The organism is Streptomyces sp. BBFR25, assembly GCF_044590125.1.
GTDB lineage: Bacteria > Actinomycetota > Actinomycetes > Streptomycetales > Streptomycetaceae > Streptomyces > Streptomyces canus_D.
The window spans coordinates 49560-68141 of the sequence record NZ_CP172447.1; the positions used below are offsets into that span (position 1 = coordinate 49560).

The following is an 18582-nucleotide window of genomic DNA, read 5'->3' on the forward strand; positions in this document are numbered from 1 at the left end:
CGGAACACACGATCAGACGAAGGCCGCCCCCACGTCCCGCGAACACCCAGGTGAGCGACACAGTTCGGGACGCTGTTCGAGGCCGGTAGAAAAAGAACAAGCTCAGGCGGGGCCAAGGCAATGCCGTCGCCCTGGCGGACCGCGGACAGCACGAGATCCCGGCTGCCGTGGGGCAGTCTTGCACCGCGCAGCCACTTGCCGTCCACCGCGATCGCGCGACGCATGCGGCGCACTGGAGCGGCTTGAGCAGCAGCCCTGGAGGCCCGGCGCTGTTCGCGCCCTTGGCCGCCGTCACGGCACCAGCGGCCCACACATGGAGATGGCCCCGGAGTGCGTCCACTCCGGGGCCATCCATTCAATCAGGTTAAGCTCAGACGCTGTTTAGAACATATCTAGCGGTACAGGTGCAACTATTTTTTAGGTGGTGCGACGGCATAGATCAAACCGACCGCCCCGAGAAGTACACCTGCGATCTTCACAAAAGAGTCCCCTGCGACCCCTAGGGCCGCCGGAGTTGGAGTCCCACTCGCCTGCGCTACGAGTCCAACCACCAGCGCTAGAAGGGCGGACACCAGCAGTACAACGAACACGTTGAGAGCGATTTTGGCGATTCGAACGAGTCGATCTACGTCCGGATTGGGCTTCTGCATCTTCTTCTCCTCAGAGTTGAGTGTGTGAATGACATGGGATTTCTCCTCACGAGAGGCGCATTGAGATTTGTGCGCCGGTTTGTGCAAACTGGGCGTGATTGCCGGGGGGACTTCTTTTGCCCCGCCCTCCGCGGTTCTGGCAATCACGCATCACCACGTCGGCTACGACGTGGCATGACCGTGCCGCTTACGGGTGATCACGCTAAGGGTCATGCATCGCGGTTCTCCTAGGGTCGAAGATCACGTCACCGAAGTACGTATGCGTGGCTGCACCACTGGCGGATGATCACGCTATGGGTCATGCATCGGGGCCCCTTCCCGGAGTCCAAAGATCCAATTCACTCGTACAGCGCCTGAGCTGTAGAGGGGGAACGAAGCTAACGGCCGATCAGTTCCCGACGGAGCACAGAATCTTGCTGACCTGACGCTACGCCACCCCCTCCCGAGGTGCATATGTCAATAGCGATTTCGGAAGGCATATCAACGGAACTGGCCGCCTTCGGCCCGCACTACCACCCGCTCCTGGGCCGCTACCGGGTGCCGAGCGAGAAGGCCCTGCGCAGCGTGCTGGGGCGCCCTGATCCCGCCGGGCTCAGCTTGTTCTTTATCTACCGTCCGCGTCATAAGGCGGGGATGGGCGGGCCCAGACGGCGTCTGACCGGCTGACAACCTTTCGAAGTGCGCGGGCACTTCGGGGTGATATGGCCTGCATGACGGTGTCGAGGAGGGCTCGGGCTTCGAGGGGGTCGCCGCAGCAGTACCAGTGCACGTTGCCCCACTCGTAGTCGTGCCACAGATCCCGCTCGGGCTGGAGGACGTAGTTCTTCCACAGGCCCACAGCTGTGCTGACATCGCCTGGCTGCAGATAGTTGCGGGTGTGCTCGAGACGGGCGATCTCGGACAGTGCACGCGAAGACAGGCCGTCGATGACTGGCCTTGCACCGGTTGTCAGGTGGCTGCCGAGGGCGCCGGCACGAATCTGTCCTGGCCGTCTACGCGGCATGGACCTTTCGGTTCGTCGTCATGCGGTACATGGTGCCACGGGCTCGAATGGCGTCTCGAACGGATTCGCTCGCATGGGGATTCGCCGGACGTGGGAGCGGCCTTCGTCTGATCATGTGCTCCGACCAAGGTGCACGTGACCACGACGAAGGCCGTGAGGGTGAGTCTGCTGCCTGATGCTGTCCGAAGGGAGGCGTTCGCGGAAGCGTCACGCTTCCGGGGCGAGTTCTACGAGTGTCTGACCGCCCGGCGCGACGAGTTGTTCGAGCTCGTGGACGCGGTGCTGTGTGCGGACGGGGCGGTGAAGTCCCCGGTGGACCTGACGCTGCTGCCCGAGCATCGTCGCGGGCACGGAGCGATGTACGGCGGCCTGAACCACGGCCGGATCGACGTCGACCGGCTCCAGACGGTGCTGGCCGGGCTGCCGCTGCCGCGTTTCGAGGGCGGGCGCCTGGTCCTTGCGGTCGACGTGTCGCCATGGCTCCGCTCGGATGCGCCATGTTCAGCAGAGCGGCTGTTTTGCCACGTCTACGGCCGCGCGAAGACAGCATCGCAGTTCATTCCGGGCTGGCCCTACTCCTTCGTGGCCGTGCTGGAGCCGGGTGCCACCTCCTGGACCGCGATCCTGGACACGGTTCGGCTCGGCCCGGCGGACGATGCGACCGCGGTCACCGCCGCCCAGCTCCGAGGAGTCGTTGAACGGCTCATCGCCACAGGCCAGTGGCAAGCCGGGGACCCGGCCATCGTGATCGTCAGCGACGCCGGCTACGACGTCACCCGCCTGGCCTGGGTTCTGCGCGACCTGCCGGTCGAGATGGTCGGCCGGGTCCGCTCCGACCGCGTCATGCGCCTGCCGAAGCCGCCGAGGATGCACGGCGTCAACGGACGGCCGCCCAAGCACGGCCCGGAGTTCCGCTTCACCAAGCCGGAGACCTGGCCCCAGCCCGCGATCACCACGGTCACTGACACCAGCAACTACGGCAAGGCCGAAACGCAGGCATGGGACAGGGTCCACCCCCGGCTCACCCACCGCTCCTCCTGGCTCGACCACGACGGCGAACTGCCCGTGATCGAGGGCACGTTGATACGGCTGAAGGTCGAGCACCTGTCGAAGGACCGGGATGCCCCGCCGGTGTGGTTATGGTCCTCCAAGACCGGTGCCACCCCGGACGACGTGGACCGCTTCTGGCAGGCGTTTCTCCGCCGCTTCGACCTGGAGCGCACCTTCCGCTTCGCGAAACAGACCCTCGGCTGGACCACCCCGAAACTCCGCACTCCCGACGCCGCGGACCGCTGGACCTGGCTCCTGATCGTCGCCCACACCCAGCTCCGGCTCACCCCGGCCCGGGTCCGCCGAGGGTTCAGGAACATCCGCGCTCATCTCGCCTGCACGACCCGTGTTCCCAAACCCCGAGGAACCGGCCCCGGACGGCCACCCGGCGCCAAGAACAAACACCGGGCCCCCCGCTACGACGTCGGCAAGACCGTCAAACGCCCAGAGACCCTCAAGGCCATCGGCAAGCCTGGAAGATCTTGGTAGATAAAGAACAAGCTGAAGGCATGGAATCACCGACCAGGACGTCGACGGTGTTGGCGCGGATCTCGATTAACTTGTCGGAGTCCGCGCCGCGACTGGTGAAACCGTCCGCCGTGGGGCGTCTGTCACCTCCTTCTACGTGTGTGACGACGCCTAATCGGGACGCGTGATCGTGACCGAGCTGGCGTGGTGCTCGGGTATCGGGGCTGTGGGGGCGGGCCGCACGTGGGAGGGGAAAGCAAGGGATACCTGGCGCTTGGCCCAGGGCAGAAGACCCTCGGCACCGGTCCTCGCCCCGGCACCGACCCCTCCAACGGGCTGGTCAACGTAGGCGATGGCCTCAAAACGGACTTGTGGACGTTACTCAAGAGCGCCGATTCCAGAGCGAAGCGGCGTCCTAGCCCGAAGCGTCCAATAGACGACGACCTGTGCACCTCATCAAGCATGAAGCCGGCGTAGGGGAGCCAGAACGTGTCGGAGAGCTGCCCCCTGGAGAGGGTAGAAAGGGGCCCGAAGCCGATGAAGGTCAGCGGCGCCCTGCCATTGGTGCGCTTGGGCCTGGCGACGGGACCGGGATAAAGGGCGGCAGGCTCGGTCAGACTGCGCATGCGGCGCTGCACGTACTGGAAGAACCAGCCCTGCTCACGCCTCGGCGCCGGCAACTCCGGTACTTCGTCGTAGGCGCGCAGCAGGTAGCCCCGGGGCCTTGGGGTGGGGGAGGGCCGCCGCTTCGGTGTGGTGGGGGTGGACGCTTCCTTCGCTTTGCGGCGCTGTCGATAGGCAGCCTGCTTGCAGGCGTCGCTGCAGAAGTGGCGGGCCCGTCCGGTGGTGCGCTGAAGGAACGGCGGGGCGGTGCATCCGGCTCTTTCACACCGGTGCACCGGTACTTCCTTGCGGCCCTCCCACAGCAGTCGGGAGAGCCGTGGTCCGCCTGTTGAACGGAGTTCCTCAAGCAGGGCGGGCCCGTAGTCGGAGGTCTTGATGCGGTGCAGCAGGGCCGCCACCAGTCTCTGGACGTCTGCCTCGCCGATGCCCATGCGGCGGCCGATTTGGTCTGGCGGGGCGCCCCAGAGGCAATCGGACAGCAACCGCACCTCTGCGGGCTTGAGTACCTTGCGCAGGGCCCGGTCGATCCAGGGCTCACCGACGTGCCTGGCCACCGGATCCCGGTCGGGCCCGTACGATCTACCGCCCTGGCGCCTGGGGCGCCTTGCTGGCCCGTATGCCGGCATCCTGCTGGTCTGCGTACTGCTCACTGGCCGCCCACCCCCGCGCCGCCGGCGCCGTCCGTGAACGTCCCATCGGCCGCCGACGCCTGTTCCGCAACCGTAGTGGGCGCGGACGTACCCCTCGTCAGGAGCATGCGGCGCACACCGCGGCTCAGCACGCCGACCATGCCCGACTGCGTCCTGCCCACCGTCTCCAGCACCTTCGGCAGGTCCTCCTTGCGACTACGGCCAACGACCTTCGCCGCGATGTGGGTGAACGCCACGATCCCCACAACCACCACGACCGCCAGCGTCGCCAGCGCACAGACGGCCGCCATGATGACAACTTCCATCTCGAGCGTGTTCCTCCCCGGATACGCCGAAGGGCCCCGACACCAGCCGTGTCGGGGCCCTTCGAAGAAGACAACAAAAACCCCGCACGAGGCGGGGTCGGGTGTACAGGCACAGTTCTGCCCGTCCGCAGCCGACTCTAGCCACCCACCAGTCCATTCGCCCCGCTCGGCGCGTGAGCAGTGCATTTACGCAGGTCAGAAGCTCGTCGATAGCAGCAGACAGGAGAAAGGTTTCGTAACACCCCTCGTAAGAGGGCGCAACCATCAAGCTAGCGAGACCACCGCTGGAGCAGCCCCGACCATGCCGGCCACAACGCAGTGCAGCCCGACGCCTGTGAAGGGAATCGGAGCACCGGGCTTGGTACCGCGATTCAATTGACGACCTGTGCCTCACCGACGCGGACACCGACGGTACTGGCCCGGGTCTCGGTGAACTGGCCAGAGTCCGCTCCCCCGCCGGTGACCTCCCAGTCCACGGTCCACGTCGAGGTGGCCGTCAGCGGGAACCGCTCGTCGGGCTGACCGCTGCTGGTGTTGGCGTAGCGGTGTCCGCAGTCCGGTGAGTCGGCCATGCTCTCGCTGCCGCGGTAGGGGGTGCCGGGACCGGTGCAGGTGACAGTGGAGCCGTCGCCCATCGTCCAGCGGATCGAGGTGACCTTGGCGGTGGCGGTCACCGTGACCGCGCCCGCGGACGCCGTGGCGGTGGCTGGGCCGTAGGCGGTCTCGCCCTGGCGGACCCACAGCCACATCGGCACCCCGACCGTGTACGTGCCGCCCGGGCGCGGAGAAGCGACATCCGGGCCGTCCAAGCGCATCGCATCGACCGCGCGGCGGGCCAGGACTTCCGGGTCGATCGCGGGCTGCGCGGGCGCCTGCTCACCGTCCGGGATCCAAACCACACCGATACGGCCCGTGTCCGGGCACACCACCTGGTACGCCGCTCCCCTGCCGCCCTGCCGCTTGCCTTCCTGCACCGCGAGGTTGTCCGCCGGTGGCTGCGGCACGAGCTTGGTGTAGGTGCATTTCGGCGCCGACGCACCGCCCTTACCACCCGCTCCGACGCCGGAGTCCGCCGCGGGCCTCCCCGAGCTCCCGGACTCACCAGGGCGGCTGGATCGGTCGGAGGCGCAGACCTTGACGTACTTCGAGGCCCCCCGGCAACCGGGTCCACCGACGCCGGTGCCCCCGTTATCGGCGTGGACGGGCACGGCGCCGGACATCAGGAGCACGGCCGCAGCGGCAGTCGGACCCGCGAGCGTGATGCGGCGTCTGCTCAGCATGCTCCCCCGCCCTGGGTGTTCACCTCGGTGATCATCCATCGGCCGTCCCAGCGTACTGCCGTCGCGGTGGCGGTGTAGCGCAGCGGCTGCTCGGACGGCAGCGGGATCACCTTCTTCGCCCGCACGTCGTACGTCTGGTACTTCGACATGTCGATGCAGTCCGACAGCTTCGCCGTGGGCGTCTTCGCCTCCAGGTTGAGGCTGGTCACCTCCGGATCATGGCCGATCTCGCCGCGTACGACCGTCCCGGCCTCCTTCATCCGGGCCAGATCCAGGCGTGTCTGCCCGAGGGCGTCCAGGGAGGCGTAGCGCTCGAGGCCGGTGCCCTTGTCCGTGCCCGTGCGATACGCCTCGGCTTCCGCCTCTGTCATGGCCCGGTACACCGCCAGCACCTTCGACTCGTCGGCCGCCTCGGGATCCGGTGACGCAGCCGTCGATGCGCCTGGCGCCGACGGTTGCGCAGACGCCGACGAAGAGGCCGCAGGCTTGGCGTCGCCGCCGGAGTCTCCGCACCCGGCCAACACCCCGGCGAGCACCACGGCGCAGCACAGCGCCGCGGTTCGTCGTCCCTGCACAGTCGCACGCATCCCAGCCCCCAGTGATCACCATCAGTCGACCGTCACCGTAGTCGCTTGCGCACACCAGGTAACAGCACAAACGGGCCAATGCGCAGCCCGACCACGGCCTGCACAACCCCGGCCATGCACTGTGCAGCCCCGACCACGGGACCGACCACCGCAGGTCAGAACGTTGTGCAGCCTCAACGGCTGAATTGTGCAGACGGCCGGCGCCGTGCACAGTCCGCACCCCGCACCATCGCTGCACAGCCTGTTGCACAGGCAAGACGAGGCAGCCGAAACGCGCCTGCACAAAGGGGAAACGCCGTCACGCGCCGAACAACGGCACGGCGTCCGGGGAAAGATCGAAGCGAGGACGGTGGAGGCGCACGGGACCATCCCCGCGGGTGCGGGGAGCAGACTGATTGACCTGCGAGTTTACGGTCGTGTGGACGCGTTTTCAGCAAGCTTTGCAGAAATCGACAAATGAGACATAGGGCGGTGTCCATCCATGGGGCACTTCGGAGCTGGCCTATCGTCCGTGCCGCTGGACAAGGTCTTCCCTCGCACAGTGCTGAATGAGCCCCGCGTGGAACTGCTCGAGTGTCAAGCGTGAAGCTCACCTGCTGGTGCTGGCAGCCCAGCTGCCGTGCACAGGGTGCCGTCTGTCGACGTCGAGCAGGTTTTCCAGGGGGACCACCGATCACCCTCCCAGCATTGCAGTCGCCTCTGGCATGCGTGGCCCCTGCACTCGCAGCTCGGCCAGCGGCGCAGCCCGCCCTGTCGTCCGCGCCCCGGGCAGGGCAGGATCAGGGCATGAGGATTCTCGTCATGGGCGGAACGTGGTTCCTGGGCAAGGCGATTGCGGAGACCGCGTTGGCGAAGGGGTGGGGCGTGACCACCTTCAATCGTGGTCAGTCCGGTGTGGACGTCCCCGGTGTGGAGGCGGTGCACGGTGATCGTACGGTCCAGGAGGATCTGCGCAAGCTCGCGCAGCGCGGTCCGTGGGACGCCGTCGTCGACACGTCCAGCTCGGAGCTGCCGCCCCGCGAGGTCCGCCTGGCCACCACCACGCTGGCCGGGCATGCGCGCCGCTGGGTGCACCTGTCCACCGTCTCCGTCTACGAAGGCTGGCCGCACGAGCCGTTGACGGAGGATTCCCCCCTGCTGCGGTGCCCGGCCGATGCCGACGGGTCGTTCGGCTACACCGGGGAGGACGGCAGCCCCACCAAGTACGGCTTCCAGAAGGCCGGCGGAGAGCGGGCCGTGGCCGAGGCCTTCGGCGACGAAGCGGTCTTCCTCCGGCCGGGGGTCATCCTGGGGCCCGGTGAGTACGTGGGCCGGCTGCCCTGGTGGCTGGAGCGCGCACAGCGCGGTGGACGCATGCTCGCGCCCGCACCGGCGGAGCAGCGAATCCAGCCGGTGGACGTCCGGGACGTCGCCGCCTTCGCCGTGCGCCTGGTCGCCGGCACCGAACGTGGCGCCTTCAACGTGACTCATCCCGACGGAATCTCGTTCGAAGACTTCCTCACCGAATGCCTGCGGGTCACCAGGGGCGACGGGACGCCGGTCTGGGTCGACCCGGCCGTGCTGGCGGAGCACGGCGTGAAGCAGTGGACCGAGGTCCCCCTGTGGCGCACCCACGCCGGTGTCTGGGCGGTGGACTCCCGGCGTGCGGTCGAGGCGGGTCTTCGCTGCCGGCCGATCGCCGACACGGTGCGGGACACCTGGGAGTGGTGGGCGGGAGACGGGCGTCCCGTGGAGCATCCACGACGGGCGGAGCACGGGATCGCGGCGGAGAAGGAGGCGCGGATCCTCACCTCCCTGTGAACCACTGCCGTCCGAGCGCCCCTCTCGTCCGATCCCCGTGTTCTCCGTGATCAGGGCCCGATCGCCAGGAGCGCCGCGGACGGGCCGAGTCGGTACGGCGGGGAGACCCGGGTGAACTCCTCGACCTGTTCGCGCAGCTGCGACGGGAGTGACGAACCGTGGTAGTGCGGCCGTGCCAGGTGCCTGCCGATCCGGGCTGTCCGGACGACGACACCCGTTTTGCGCTGCTCGGCCGGCACGTCCCAGAGCGGCGCCAGCGCCTCGGCCGCGCCCTCCACGTTGTCGGACAGGAGGCGGGCGTACGCCAGATCGGCCGCCGCGCCCGCCAGGACGTGGAGGGACTGCTCGTCCCGCGCCCGCCGGCCGAGAAGGGCGATGGCGCGCCCGGCCTCGGTCTCGGCCTGCTCTGCGTCCCCCATGAGCAGCGCCGTCGTGCTGTTGGACATGGCCAACCGCTCCTCGGAGAAGCCGAACTCGCCGCCCACCTCGTCGTGCAGTTCGTCGCGCGTGTCCTGGCCCCGGTCCTCGGAGAGCCGGATCGTGCGGCGTGCCGAGGCGATGTCGCCGAGGTGGGCGTACGCGCGAGCGGCGATGGCGTGCAGGCGCCGTCGGGCGACATCGCCGATACCGCCGTACGTCAGGGCTCGCCGCGCCTTCGACAGGGCCTCGTTCGACTCGCCCGAGTGGTACGCGATGTAGGCCAGGGTGCCGTCGGCGTAGGCCTGCAAGGGCGCGAAGCGCGTGCTCTCGCCGTACACGGCCGCGGTGCGGGCCAGGGTACGGGCGCTGGGGAAGTACCCCAGGTCGAACGCCGCGACCGCAAGAAGTGCGGCCGTCTGCCCGTTGAGGATCATCAGGGTCTGCTGCTGGAACGGCACCTGCGTGCGGTCCCGATGCCGCTCGATGTCGCGACGCAGGTTGTCGGCCGTTACGTAGGCGCCTGCGGCCGGCAGGCTGTGGTAGCGCCGGGCCAGGCTCACCACCTGGTCGCGGAGTTCGTCGATGGTGTTGTCGGAGATGGACGCCGCGGCGGTCGCGCCGGCGCCGTCGTGGGCTTCACGTGCGGTCATCTGAACTCGCTCTTCCAGGTCGAACACGGGTACCTGGGGATCCTCCGCCGGCGGTGCCGCGAACAGTTGAGCTGCCGTGTACCCGGGCCACATGGCCTCCAGGACGTGGCAGGTCTCCGGCCCCGGTAACCCGGTGAGTTTGCCGCCGGTCCAGCGCCGGAACTGCGTCTCTCCGCACGTCGGGTTGTTCGGGCTGTTCCCGAAAAGGCGGACGCCGGTCTCATTGAACTTCTTGTCGAACCGCCGGTAGGTGAGCTTGTCCCGGTCGCACAGCTTGGCGAGCAGTGTCCTCGGTTCGCTTCTCATCCCGCCCCCAAGTCTGCGGAGCCGCGCCTCACGGCCTGCGGATGGATCCCTTCCCCTGCAGGGGACCCCGGCTGTCCATCGGGCGGCAATACACCTCGCAGGGAAGCCACTTCAAAGCTATCCCGAGGCCACGTATGTCACCCGTAGGAGCCCCAGGAGCCATGGGCCGGGCCATGGCGGGGCCACGCGCGGCGGGTGAACGATGATCGCCACCCTCACCGAAAGTGCACGCCCGAACACAGTCGACCCTGACCCGGCCGTCCGTTCGCTGCCTCGCGCTCCCCCTCCTCACCCACGCCCCGTTGGAGGAAACCGACCATGGCCCCTGCCGCGACTGCCGCGAAAGCTGCGCCCACTCCCCCGCCCATGCGGCTCGTCACGCCCGTTCCAGCAGTTCCTTCCTGGACGCAGCGCAGGGAGGACCTCAAGCGCATCGTCGTCATGCTCCGGGCCGGCCTTCCGGTCGACCAGGCGTTCGATGACGTGGCAGCGGTCTTCGGCGACGGGAGGGACCCGGCCGAGGACGACATCCCGGTCCTCCTCGAGCGCTTCCGCGGAACCCGGGAAGTACCGGGCCACCTCGCGGCCCTGGTCGACGCCGTAGCCGAAAACCAGTCCGGCGAGCCGGAAGTCAGGGCGCGGCTCATCGCGAGAGCGAACGACGCCCTGGGGACGCCAGCGTGTTCAGACGGCATGACACGGCTCGGTCACCTTCGCCGACTCGCTCTCGCCGCTCAGGACCTGCTGGAGCTGTTGCTGCCCGACGACGAGGAGGCGGCGCCGTGTCCGGCCTGACTCCACCGGCGGCGGCCGACGTGGTCGTCATGCCCGCGGCCGAGGCATACGACTTCGAGTACTTCCGAGCCCGGGTGGATGCCGTACTCCTGTCGCGGAGCATTGCCGTCCGCGTGTTCCGCATGCCGCTCCTCGCCGTGCCAGTGGGCGGGATCAGGCGTGGTGGCTGGTTCGGCGCCGACAACCTCGCCGTGGCGCTGGCCGTCCGTGACGTCCTGGCGCCTCTCAACGGCTTCCCCGGCGCGCGCATCACGTGGCGGTGCGCACCGCGCTCGTCGTACGCCGTCGAGTGGGGGGACCGTCCTCCGGCCACGTGGCTCGACGACAACGAGCGCCTGGCCTTCTACGGACTCAGGCGGCCTGCCCCCCGCCCTGGCCTCGGACCCGAATCCGGTCGCCACGACCGCGCCCGGCCCTCCTCCCCCGCCGACTTCAGCTGTTCCTCCGCAGCTCCGTACGGCCGCGGCCCTCGCTGAAAAGGACCGGACATGCGCATTCATGGATCAAGGAGTCTTCCCATGTCCCCCACTCCTGCCGGAGCAACAACAGCGGTACGAACGCATCGCACACCCACACCCCTGCTCGTCGACGGGGAGTTGATGAACGAGCGGATCGTGGTGGCCCCGCGCCGCGATGACGGCGTGCCCCGCTCACGGGATGCGGCGCGGGTGGGCGTCCTCCGCCGGATCGCCGCCGCCAAGCTCAAGCACCGCGGGCTCGACGCGATGATCGACGACGTCCTCCTCATCTCCTCCGAACTGCTAACCAACGCCTTGCTGCACAGCGCGACGACGGAGATCACGCTGAACCTGGCCGTCCGGGGCGGATTCCTCCGCATCACAGTCACCGACGGCATGCCGGGACGGGCGGAGCGCAGGGAGGCCGACGACGAGGCCGAGACAGGGCGTGGTTTGGGGCTCGTCGATGCCCTGGCCGAACAGAGCGGAGGCACTTGGGGCACCAGCGAGGACGGCACGGCGACCTGGTGCAGCCTTCGCGTACCCGCCGGGCGGCGGCAGTGATGCCGATGGTCACCGGGCAAACGCACGGCCGGCCCTGCCCACCACCGCCCCAGGCACGCTGCCCGACAGCCCGGACGGCGGACGACGCAGGGTCGGGCGGTGGGTCCGGCACACGCTCCAGTGCCAAGCAGTGCCCCAGTTGCAGGCTGCACCCCTACGCCACGGCATGGCAGCCCGCACCTGGGGTCCTGAGATCCCCCGCCCCGTTCTGGGGCGGACCGACTACCAAGGAGCGTCCGTGTCGATCCCGACCTACCAGCCTCCGCCGACGACCGCAGTCGTTGCCGAGCCCCTGCCCGTGTCCGGCGACGAGTGGGAGCTGGACACCACCGTCACCCGGGCTCCGACGCCGATCGTCGAGGCCTGCGGTACCGGTGACGGTTGCGCCAAGACCTGCGCCTCGTCCTGCGCGTCCAGCTGACGCGCAGGCAGCTCGCGGCGGTGCGGGTGTGGCTTACCGCGCCCGCACCGCCGTACCGACGCACCGCCCCCAAGGAACCGCTGATGATGAGGAATGGCCGATGACGACGCGTCCCGTCTTCCGCAGGCACGGTGACATCCTGGTCCTGCGTGCCGCTGTTCTGCCGGTGCGGGCCCGCCCGGACGCCTGGCCCGACGTCGAATCGCCCGACAGCTGCCGCGAGTGGCTCACCCGGGTGTGGTCCGACGATGCTCTCGTCGTTCCACTGCGCGCGGCGTCTCCGCGGCTGGCCGACTTCGTCGAGAGGATCCTGGACGGCGACGAGGTCCGGCAGAAGCGGGTCCGCAGCGCGACCCTGTCCGTCACCGGCTACCTTCTACGGGCCTCGACCCGAGCGACGCCCTTCGGTCTCTTCGCCGGTGTCGCGCTGGCCGACATCGGGCCGGTGTCCGCGAACGTCGGTACCGGTCACCGAGCTGTGGCGCGCCCTGACACCCTGTGGGTGGATCACGTGCGCCGTACGCTACAGCGCCGTGCCGACGTGCTTCCGCATCTGACCCTCCAGGTCAACACCTTGTCCTTCCGGCGCGGCAACGCCATCTGCGCTCCCCGGCCGGGCGGACGCCTGGCGAGCGCGCCGGTGACCCGTCCGCTGGCCGTCCTCTTGAGGGCGGCGGTCGCACCGGCCCCGGGCCGCCGTCTCCTCGAGGCGCTGACCGAGGCGGGTGGCACGTCCGAGCAGGCCGTCCGCCTGATCGGGCAGGCCCTGGAGGACGGGTACCTGACCAGCGATCTCACCGCGCCCATGACGGACCAGGATCCCGTCCGGCACATCGTGAGCACCCTGCGGCCGCACGTGGACACTCTCGAGCCGGACACGGTCCGGATCATCGAACGCCTCGGGGAAACGGAACGGGTCCTCGCCCTGCACAATCGAGCTGCGCCCGGGGCGGCCCCCGGACTGCGCGCCCTGGCCGACAAGGGGATGCAGGAGATCGAGCCGGCCGACTGCCGGAGCAGGATCAGCCTGGACCTGCGGCTCGATGCTCAGGTCACCGTGCCCCACCAGGTCCTGGACGAGGTGGAACGTGCCGCGCACACGCTCCTGCGGCTGACCCGGGCACAGGGGGAATCGCCTGCATGGGCCGCCTATCAGACGCACTTCTGGGAGCGTTACGGCTCCGGGGTCCTCGTCCCGGTCCGTGACGCCGCCGATCTGGCCGCGGGCATCGGGTTGCCCGCCGACTACCCGATGTCGGTGTGGGGCGAGGAGCCGCTCAGGGTGCTGCCGCGCGACGAACTACTGGCGGCGCGTGCCATGCGGGCGGCCATGACTGGGGACAGCGAGATCGTCTTCTCGGAGCAGGACATCGACGATCTCGCCGCCGGCGATCCGGAGCGGCCGACGGCGCCGCACGTGGAGATCGGTTTCAGGATCCGGGCCGTGAGCAGGGAGGCCGTGTGCGGCGGAGACTTCACGCTCGACGTGCGACCGGCATGGACGGCCGGCGTCCTGTCCGGCCGGTTCGCCTCCGTGCTGGGGCACCGACTGTCGGACCTGTACCGGACACTGCCCACCATGACCGAAAGGGCCCTGTCCCCGCAGCTCTCCTTCGTGCCCGGCTTCCCGCACGCCCAGAACGTCTCCCGTATCCCCGCCTTGCTGCCGTACGTCATCCCCGTGGGCGAGACCCGGACGGCGGCAGTCGGCCTCATCACCATCGACGACCTCGCCGTGGTCTCCACCGGCGAGCAGCTGCACCTCGTCAGCATGTCCCGGCGGCGCATCGTCGAGCCGCACGTCCTTCACCCCCTCGCTCTGGAGAAGCAGGCTCCTCCGTTGGTCCGGTTCCTGGCCCAACTGGGGCGTGGTTTCGCGACGGCGTGGACCGCGTTCGACTGGGGTCCGGTCGCCGCCCCGCTCCCCTACCTGCCGCGTGTGCGCCATCGCCGTACCGTGCTGGTCCCGGCGCGTTGGAAGCTGTCCGCCGCGGACCTGCCGACCGGTCCGTTCGGGCCGACCTGGCACGAGGCATTGGACGAATGGGCGGCCACCTGGCGATGCCCCGCACAGGTGCAACTGCTGGACGACGACCGCAGCATGACCGTGGACCGGACCGAACCCCTCCACGCACGCCTCATCCACCAACACCTTTGCCGCACCAAGCACGCGGTACTCACCGAGGCCGTGAACGACGACGACCTCGGCTGGCTGGGCCACGCCCACGAGCTCACCGTCCCGCTCGCCACGACCCGCCCGCAGGCGCCGCACCCGGACCTGAACCGCGCCCCAGTGGTGACGAACCGGGACCTGGCGCACCCAGGAGACATCGAGCAACGGTGGACCCAGGCGAAGGTGTTCACCCACCCCACCGCCATGGACCACATCCTGACGTTGTGGCTGCCCAGCCTGCTCGACGCGCTCGGGACCCCCGACGTGTGGTTCGTGCGGTACAGGTCCCTGCAGGAGACCGACCATCTCCGGATCCGCGTGCCCACCGGTGGACTGGACGGCCGCGAGGCCGCCCTGCGCCTGCGCACCCTGTCCGACTGGACGAAGCAGCTCACCGAAGAGCGCCTCGCCTCCCGGCTCGTCCTCGACGGTTACCGTCCCGAGACCGGCCGCTACGGCACTGGTGCCGCGATGGCCGCGGCCGAGGACGTGTTCGTCGCCGACAGCCTCGTGGCTCGCTACGCTCTCACCGACGTGCCCACCCTGGAGAGGGAAGCGGTCTGCGCCCTGAACATGGTCGACCTGGCGGAGGGGTTCCTCGGCACCGACGAGGGCCGGGCCTGGACCTCGCGGACTCGGGCGCGAACTCCAGCACAGACTCCGGCGCGTGGCACGGTCCGCCTCGACGTCACACGGCAAACCGTCGATCAAGTGCAGGCCGACCCTCTGCTGAACGCGACGCCCCGCCTCGCCAGGGCCATCGCCCGGCGTCGGGCCGCGCTGGGGGCATACCGGTCGCAGGCCGACGCGAGCCGTCTGGGACAAGCCCTCGAATCCCTGCTCCACATGCACCACAACCGGCTGATCGGACCCGACCGGGACAGCGAGGCCGCGTCCCGCCACGCAGCACGGCAGGCCTGCCGATCCCTGGTGCTGAGGAAAAGCCCATGAACCACGACGACCTCGGCGGCGGCCTCGCCGGAAATGCCCTGTACGAGATGGTGATCGCCCGCGAGCGAGGCGACTGGACGGCGGCCCATGCCGCGGCGAAGGCGACCGGCTCCCGTCCCGTCTCCGCCCACCCGGCACACGCGAACCTCTACCGAGGCGCGCCCGCGGTCGCCTACGTCCTCCACATCGCGGGACATCCGGCCTACACCCGTTCCCTCGCCGAACTCGACGCCGAGACGGTCGCGATCGTCGCGGACCGCCTGGACGCCGCGCACCGCCGCATGGGCGGCGGGCGTCCGCCGCGCCTGCGGGAATACGACCTGATCAGTGGCCTCACCGGCCTCGGCGCGTACCTCCTCCGCCGAGACCGCGGCAACGTCCTCGAGCGCGTGCTGCGCTACCTGGTGCGGCTGCTCACCGAACCTCTCACCGTCGACGGTCACCAGGTACCCGGATGGTGGGCAGCGACCGAACCGCGCGACGTCGTCGGCGCCGGACGATTCGCGCACGGCCACGCGAACTTCGGGATCGCGCACGGCATGGCCGGCCCGCTCGCCCTCCTCGCCCTGGCCCGCCGTGCCGGCCACGCCGTCGACGGGCTGGACGACGCCCTGGCCGGGGGCATCACCCACCTCACCGCCTGGGCACAGCCCTCTTCCAACGGCAGCATCGGTTGGCCCGAACTCCTGCCCCTGGACGCCTACCGGAAAGGCCCCGAGCCCGGAGCCGCACCGGGCCGCCCGTCGTGGTGCTACGGCACCCCCGGCATCGCGCGCGCCCTGCAACTCGCCGCGCTCGTCCTCCACGACGACACTGCCCGCGGCCTCGCGGAACATACGGCGTTCCAGGCCGTCACCGACTCCCGGCAGATCCGCCAGATCACCGACGCATCGGTCTGCCACGGGTGGGCGGGTCTGCTCCTGTCCACCGACCGGACCGCCTCCGACGCCGCGCGCCCCGACCTCACCGGCGCGCTGCCCGCACTGCGCGCAGGCCTCGAGTCCGCCATGGCGCGAAACGAGACGACCGAGGACGCCGGTCTGCTCACCGGCAACGCCGGCGTCCGCCTCACCCAGCACACCCTCAGCACCCCCCGCCCCCTCGACCTGGGGTGGGAGACGTGTCTCCTCCTCAACTGAAAGCGAAACGACTGTGAGCCAGACCCCCACGGCCGACCGACTCCGCAACCGGCTCGTCGACGCCATCATCAGCGAACGCGGCGTGCCCTGCGACGTGGAGCGCGCCATGCGGACCGTGCCCCGGGACGCGTTTCTGCCTGGCATCGAGCTGGAGAACGCGTACACGGACCAGGCCGTGACCATCAAGGACAACCCCGGCAAACCCCTCCCGCTGTCCTGCGCGTCGGTGCCGTCCGTCGTCGCGATGATGCTCGGTCAACTCGATGCCCGCCCCGGCGACAAGGTCCTCGAGGTCGGTGCCGGCACCGGTTACAACGCCGCGCTCCTGGCCGAGCTCGTCGGCGGCGACAAGGTCACCACGGTCGACATCGACTCCGACGTCGCCCTGCACGCCCGGACGACCCTCAACACGGCCGGCTACGAGAGCGTCACGGTCATCGAGCGCAACGGCCTGCTCGGCGTCCACGAGAACGCCCCGTACGACCGGATCATCGCCACGGTGGGCGTCTGGGACATCCCGGCCACCTGGTGGGACCAGCTGGTGGACGGCGGCCGCCTCGTACTGCCGCTGCGCTGGCGCGGACAGACACGGTCAGTCGCCCTGACCCGCCGCGGGGACGAACTGGTCTCCGACGGCATGGAACTGTGCGGCTTCGTTCCCATCATCGGACAGAACGGCGAGCAGACGGTGCCCCTCAACGCCGCCGACACGATCCGCCTCCACTACGACCAGGACCAGGCCGTCGACACCGACGCTCTCGCCGCCACCCTCGCGGCGGACAAGCCGGCCGGCCACTTCCTGTCCGCCCAGCGGATCGGCGGCGAGGAGTCGTTCGACGGAGTCTGGCTCCGCGCCACAGCCGGTGACGACCGCGTATGCCGCCTCGAAGTCACCCCGGAAGCCGTGGAGCAGGACCTGGTCTCCAGGCCCGCCGCACCGGGCCGCAGCCCCGTCCTGGTCGAAGACGACTCCCTCGCCTACCTCACCGTGACCCGTGAAGGCGCCGACCCGGACCGCCCGTTCCGGCTCGGCGCTGCCACATACGGGCCGCGCGGCGAGGATCTGGCCAACGACCTCATCGCCCACATCGACGCGTGGGGCTCCGCCCGCCTGGCGGTACCGCGGATGACCGTCACCCCCTCCGCGGCCGGTGCCGCGCCCGGCCACGTCATCAGCAAGCCGGAGAGCCGCATCACGCTCGCCTACTGAGACAGTCCCTCCCGAGCGTCCCCACCCACCCGGATGGGGACGCCGCCCGAGGGGGCCGTCGGGCGGAGAAATCCCCGCGGGTGCGGGGAGCAGGGCGTCGCCATGCACGCGGTGATCCCGGTACTGGGACCATCCCCACGGGTGGGGAGCAGTGCCCTTCCTTGCCTTTCTCACGGATCTCGTGGGGGCCATCCCCACAGGTGCGGGGAGCAGCAGATCATGCAGCCGAAGTACAGGGCCGGCATGGGACCATCCCCGCGAGTGCAGGGAGCAGATCGCAACCCGAAGCTGGCGGGTTGCGCAGATTCTAAAGGCCGACTGTATACGAATCCGTTGGAATGGCGGGCGTTGGCAGGGCTGGGCACTAAGGTTCTGCGCTGCTTGAATGCTCCGGTGATCGAACTGGTGGTTGTCCTGGCGGCGGCAGGACTGACGACGTGGCTGTTCCGACGCAGAGTGAAGCAGCGGGCAGACAGTGCCGCTCAGGGAAATGAGATCAGGATTCCCTGCCTGCTCCGGCATCCTTCGCTAGAAGGGCAGTGGCTGCGTGGGCGACTGTAGGTCGCCCCTTCTGGAGTGGGCTGGGAGCCACGGACCAAAGCCGGGGCGGCAGTGTCCCTCCCCGAGGGTCTGCGTCAGGTCAGCGTCATGGCGCGAGGCGGTGAAGATAAACGGTGGGTCCAGAATCATCGAGTGCAGCTCTCCCGAGGGCGCTCTTCTTGTTGCTGTAATGCCCAATGAGTTGGACCACGTGCTCACTGCCCTAAACAGCAGCTGAGCAGGGCAGGAAGCATCCCTTCATGCCCAAACGGGGGCCCAGGGGCGACGTCCCGCAGGGGTGCACGGGAGACCATCCCCGCGGACGCGGGGAGCAGACGCCGTTGACCGGGCCGAACGGACCCTTATCGGGGCCATCCCCGCGGGTGCGGGGAGCAGGCTCCGGCGACGCGTCCCGCGCGGCCCGAGCCGGGACCGTCCCCGCGGGTGCGGGGAGCAGAACGGCGGCACCACCCCGTCAGCGAACTGGCCGGGACCATCCCCGCGGGTGCGGGGAGCAGAGCAGCGCGCCGGCGGCCTT

13 protein-coding genes, 1 pseudogene and 1 CRISPR repeat array (1 of these 15 cut by a window edge) are annotated in these 18582 nt (G+C 69.4%); of the genes and pseudogenes, 9 read left to right on the plus strand and 5 right to left on the minus strand.

Annotated elements, in window-relative coordinates; all coding sequences use genetic code 11:
- Positions 1–98: 98 nt before the first annotated feature.
- Positions 99–293: pseudogene (locus tag ACGH52_RS00170) on the minus strand (ISAs1 family transposase); the annotation flags it as partial.
- Between the two features lie 1519 nt (positions 294–1812).
- On the opposite strand from ACGH52_RS00170, the gene ACGH52_RS00175 reads away from it, so the two are divergent.
- A complete protein-coding gene (locus ACGH52_RS00175) occupies positions 1813–3192 on the plus strand; it encodes an NF041680 family putative transposase (RefSeq protein ID WP_399946570.1) in 1380 nt (459 codons plus the stop codon).
- Positions 3193–4441: 1249 nt separating this feature from the next.
- On the opposite strand, the gene ACGH52_RS00180 is transcribed toward ACGH52_RS00175, so the two are convergent.
- The 3 genes from ACGH52_RS00180 to ACGH52_RS00190 all read right to left on the minus strand — a co-directional run bounded on the left by ACGH52_RS00180 (position 4442) and on the right by ACGH52_RS00190 (position 6401).
- Positions 4442–4750: a hypothetical protein gene (locus tag ACGH52_RS00180; RefSeq protein ID WP_210976107.1), complete on the minus strand. Its 309-nt coding sequence runs from the start codon at positions 4748–4750 to the stop codon at positions 4442–4444.
- 371 nt (positions 4751–5121) lie between these two features.
- A complete protein-coding gene (locus ACGH52_RS00185) occupies positions 5122–5754 on the minus strand; it encodes an ATP/GTP-binding protein (RefSeq protein WP_399936565.1) in 633 nt (210 codons plus the stop codon).
- A gap of 269 nt (positions 5755–6023) precedes the next feature.
- Positions 6024–6401 carry a hypothetical protein gene (locus ACGH52_RS00190; RefSeq protein ID WP_399936568.1) on the minus strand — a complete coding sequence of 126 codons (378 nt, stop codon included), beginning with the start codon at positions 6399–6401 and terminating at the stop codon, positions 6024–6026.
- Between the two features lie 1002 nt (positions 6402–7403).
- On the opposite strand from ACGH52_RS00190, the gene ACGH52_RS00195 reads away from it, so the two are divergent.
- Complete coding sequence (locus ACGH52_RS00195) at positions 7404–8417, plus strand: NAD-dependent epimerase/dehydratase family protein (protein WP_399936570.1); 1014 nt, start codon at positions 7404–7406, stop codon at positions 8415–8417.
- Positions 8418–8467: 50 nt separating this feature from the next.
- Here ACGH52_RS00195 and ACGH52_RS00200 read toward each other — a convergent pair whose 3' ends face one another.
- Positions 8468–9793, minus strand: a complete 1326-nt coding sequence (locus tag ACGH52_RS00200) for a DNA-binding protein (protein WP_399936572.1) — start codon at positions 9791–9793, stop codon at positions 8468–8470.
- A gap of 366 nt (positions 9794–10159) precedes the next feature.
- Between ACGH52_RS00200 and ACGH52_RS00205 the strand changes: the two genes are divergently transcribed.
- From ACGH52_RS00205 to fxlM, 7 genes are all read left to right on the plus strand, one after another.
- Positions 10160–10588 (plus strand): DUF6415 family natural product biosynthesis protein, encoded by a 429-nt coding sequence (locus ACGH52_RS00205; protein WP_399936574.1) that lies wholly within the window; start codon positions 10160–10162, stop codon positions 10586–10588.
- Positions 10576–11064 carry a DUF6302 family protein gene (locus tag ACGH52_RS00210; protein WP_399936576.1) on the plus strand — a complete coding sequence of 163 codons (489 nt, stop codon included), beginning with the start codon at positions 10576–10578 and terminating at the stop codon, positions 11062–11064. Before ACGH52_RS00205 ends, ACGH52_RS00210 begins: the two co-directional genes overlap by 13 nt.
- A gap of 123 nt (positions 11065–11187) precedes the next feature.
- The gene (locus ACGH52_RS00215; protein WP_210976196.1) at positions 11188–11610 is read left to right on the plus strand and encodes an ATP-binding protein; all 423 of its coding nucleotides are present in this window, start codon (positions 11188–11190) and stop codon (positions 11608–11610) included.
- 238 nt (positions 11611–11848) lie between these two features.
- Positions 11849–12031 (plus strand): FxLD family lanthipeptide, encoded by a 183-nt coding sequence (gene fxlA / locus ACGH52_RS00220; RefSeq protein ID WP_308293524.1) that lies wholly within the window; start codon positions 11849–11851, stop codon positions 12029–12031.
- A 100-nt stretch (positions 12032–12131) separates the two neighbouring features.
- Entirely contained in the window at positions 12132–15155 is a 3024-nt protein-coding gene (locus ACGH52_RS00225; RefSeq protein ID WP_399936579.1) for a lantibiotic dehydratase, read from the plus strand.
- Positions 15152–16294: a lanthionine synthetase C family protein gene (locus ACGH52_RS00230; protein WP_399936581.1), complete on the plus strand. Its 1143-nt coding sequence runs from the start codon at positions 15152–15154 to the stop codon at positions 16292–16294. The genes ACGH52_RS00225 and ACGH52_RS00230 overlap by 4 nt, the downstream gene beginning before the upstream one ends.
- Positions 16295–16307: 13 nt before the next feature.
- On the plus strand, positions 16308–17504 hold the full coding sequence (fxlM, locus tag ACGH52_RS00235; protein WP_399936583.1) for a methyltransferase, FxLD system: 1197 nt from the start codon (positions 16308–16310) through the stop codon (positions 17502–17504).
- An 846-nt stretch (positions 17505–18350) separates the two neighbouring features.
- Positions 18351–18582: direct repeats of the CRISPR family, unit length 29 nt; unit sequence GGGACCATCCCCGCGGGTGCGGGGAGCAG (it continues 346 nt past the right edge of the window).

Excerpts from the sequence above, each read along its gene's own strand:
- ACGH52_RS00180 (WP_210976107.1), bottom strand. The coding sequence starts at position 4,750 with ATGGAAGTTGTCATCATGGCGGCCGTCTGTGCGCTGGCGACGCTGGCG.
- ACGH52_RS00190 (WP_399936568.1), bottom strand. The coding sequence starts at position 6,401 with ATGACAGAGGCGGAAGCCGAGGCGTATCGCACGGGCACGGACAAGGGC.
- ACGH52_RS00195 (WP_399936570.1), top strand. The coding sequence starts at position 7,404 with ATGAGGATTCTCGTCATGGGCGGAACGTGGTTCCTGGGCAAGGCGATT.
- ACGH52_RS00200 (WP_399936572.1), bottom strand. The coding sequence starts at position 9,793 with ATGAGAAGCGAACCGAGGACACTGCTCGCCAAGCTGTGCGACCGGGAC.
- ACGH52_RS00205 (WP_399936574.1), top strand. The coding sequence starts at position 10,160 with ATGCGGCTCGTCACGCCCGTTCCAGCAGTTCCTTCCTGGACGCAGCGC.
- ACGH52_RS00215 (WP_210976196.1), top strand. The coding sequence starts at position 11,188 with ATGAACGAGCGGATCGTGGTGGCCCCGCGCCGCGATGACGGCGTGCCC.
- ACGH52_RS00225 (WP_399936579.1), top strand. The coding sequence starts at position 12,132 with ATGACGACGCGTCCCGTCTTCCGCAGGCACGGTGACATCCTGGTCCTG.
- ACGH52_RS00230 (WP_399936581.1), top strand. The coding sequence starts at position 15,152 with ATGAACCACGACGACCTCGGCGGCGGCCTCGCCGGAAATGCCCTGTAC.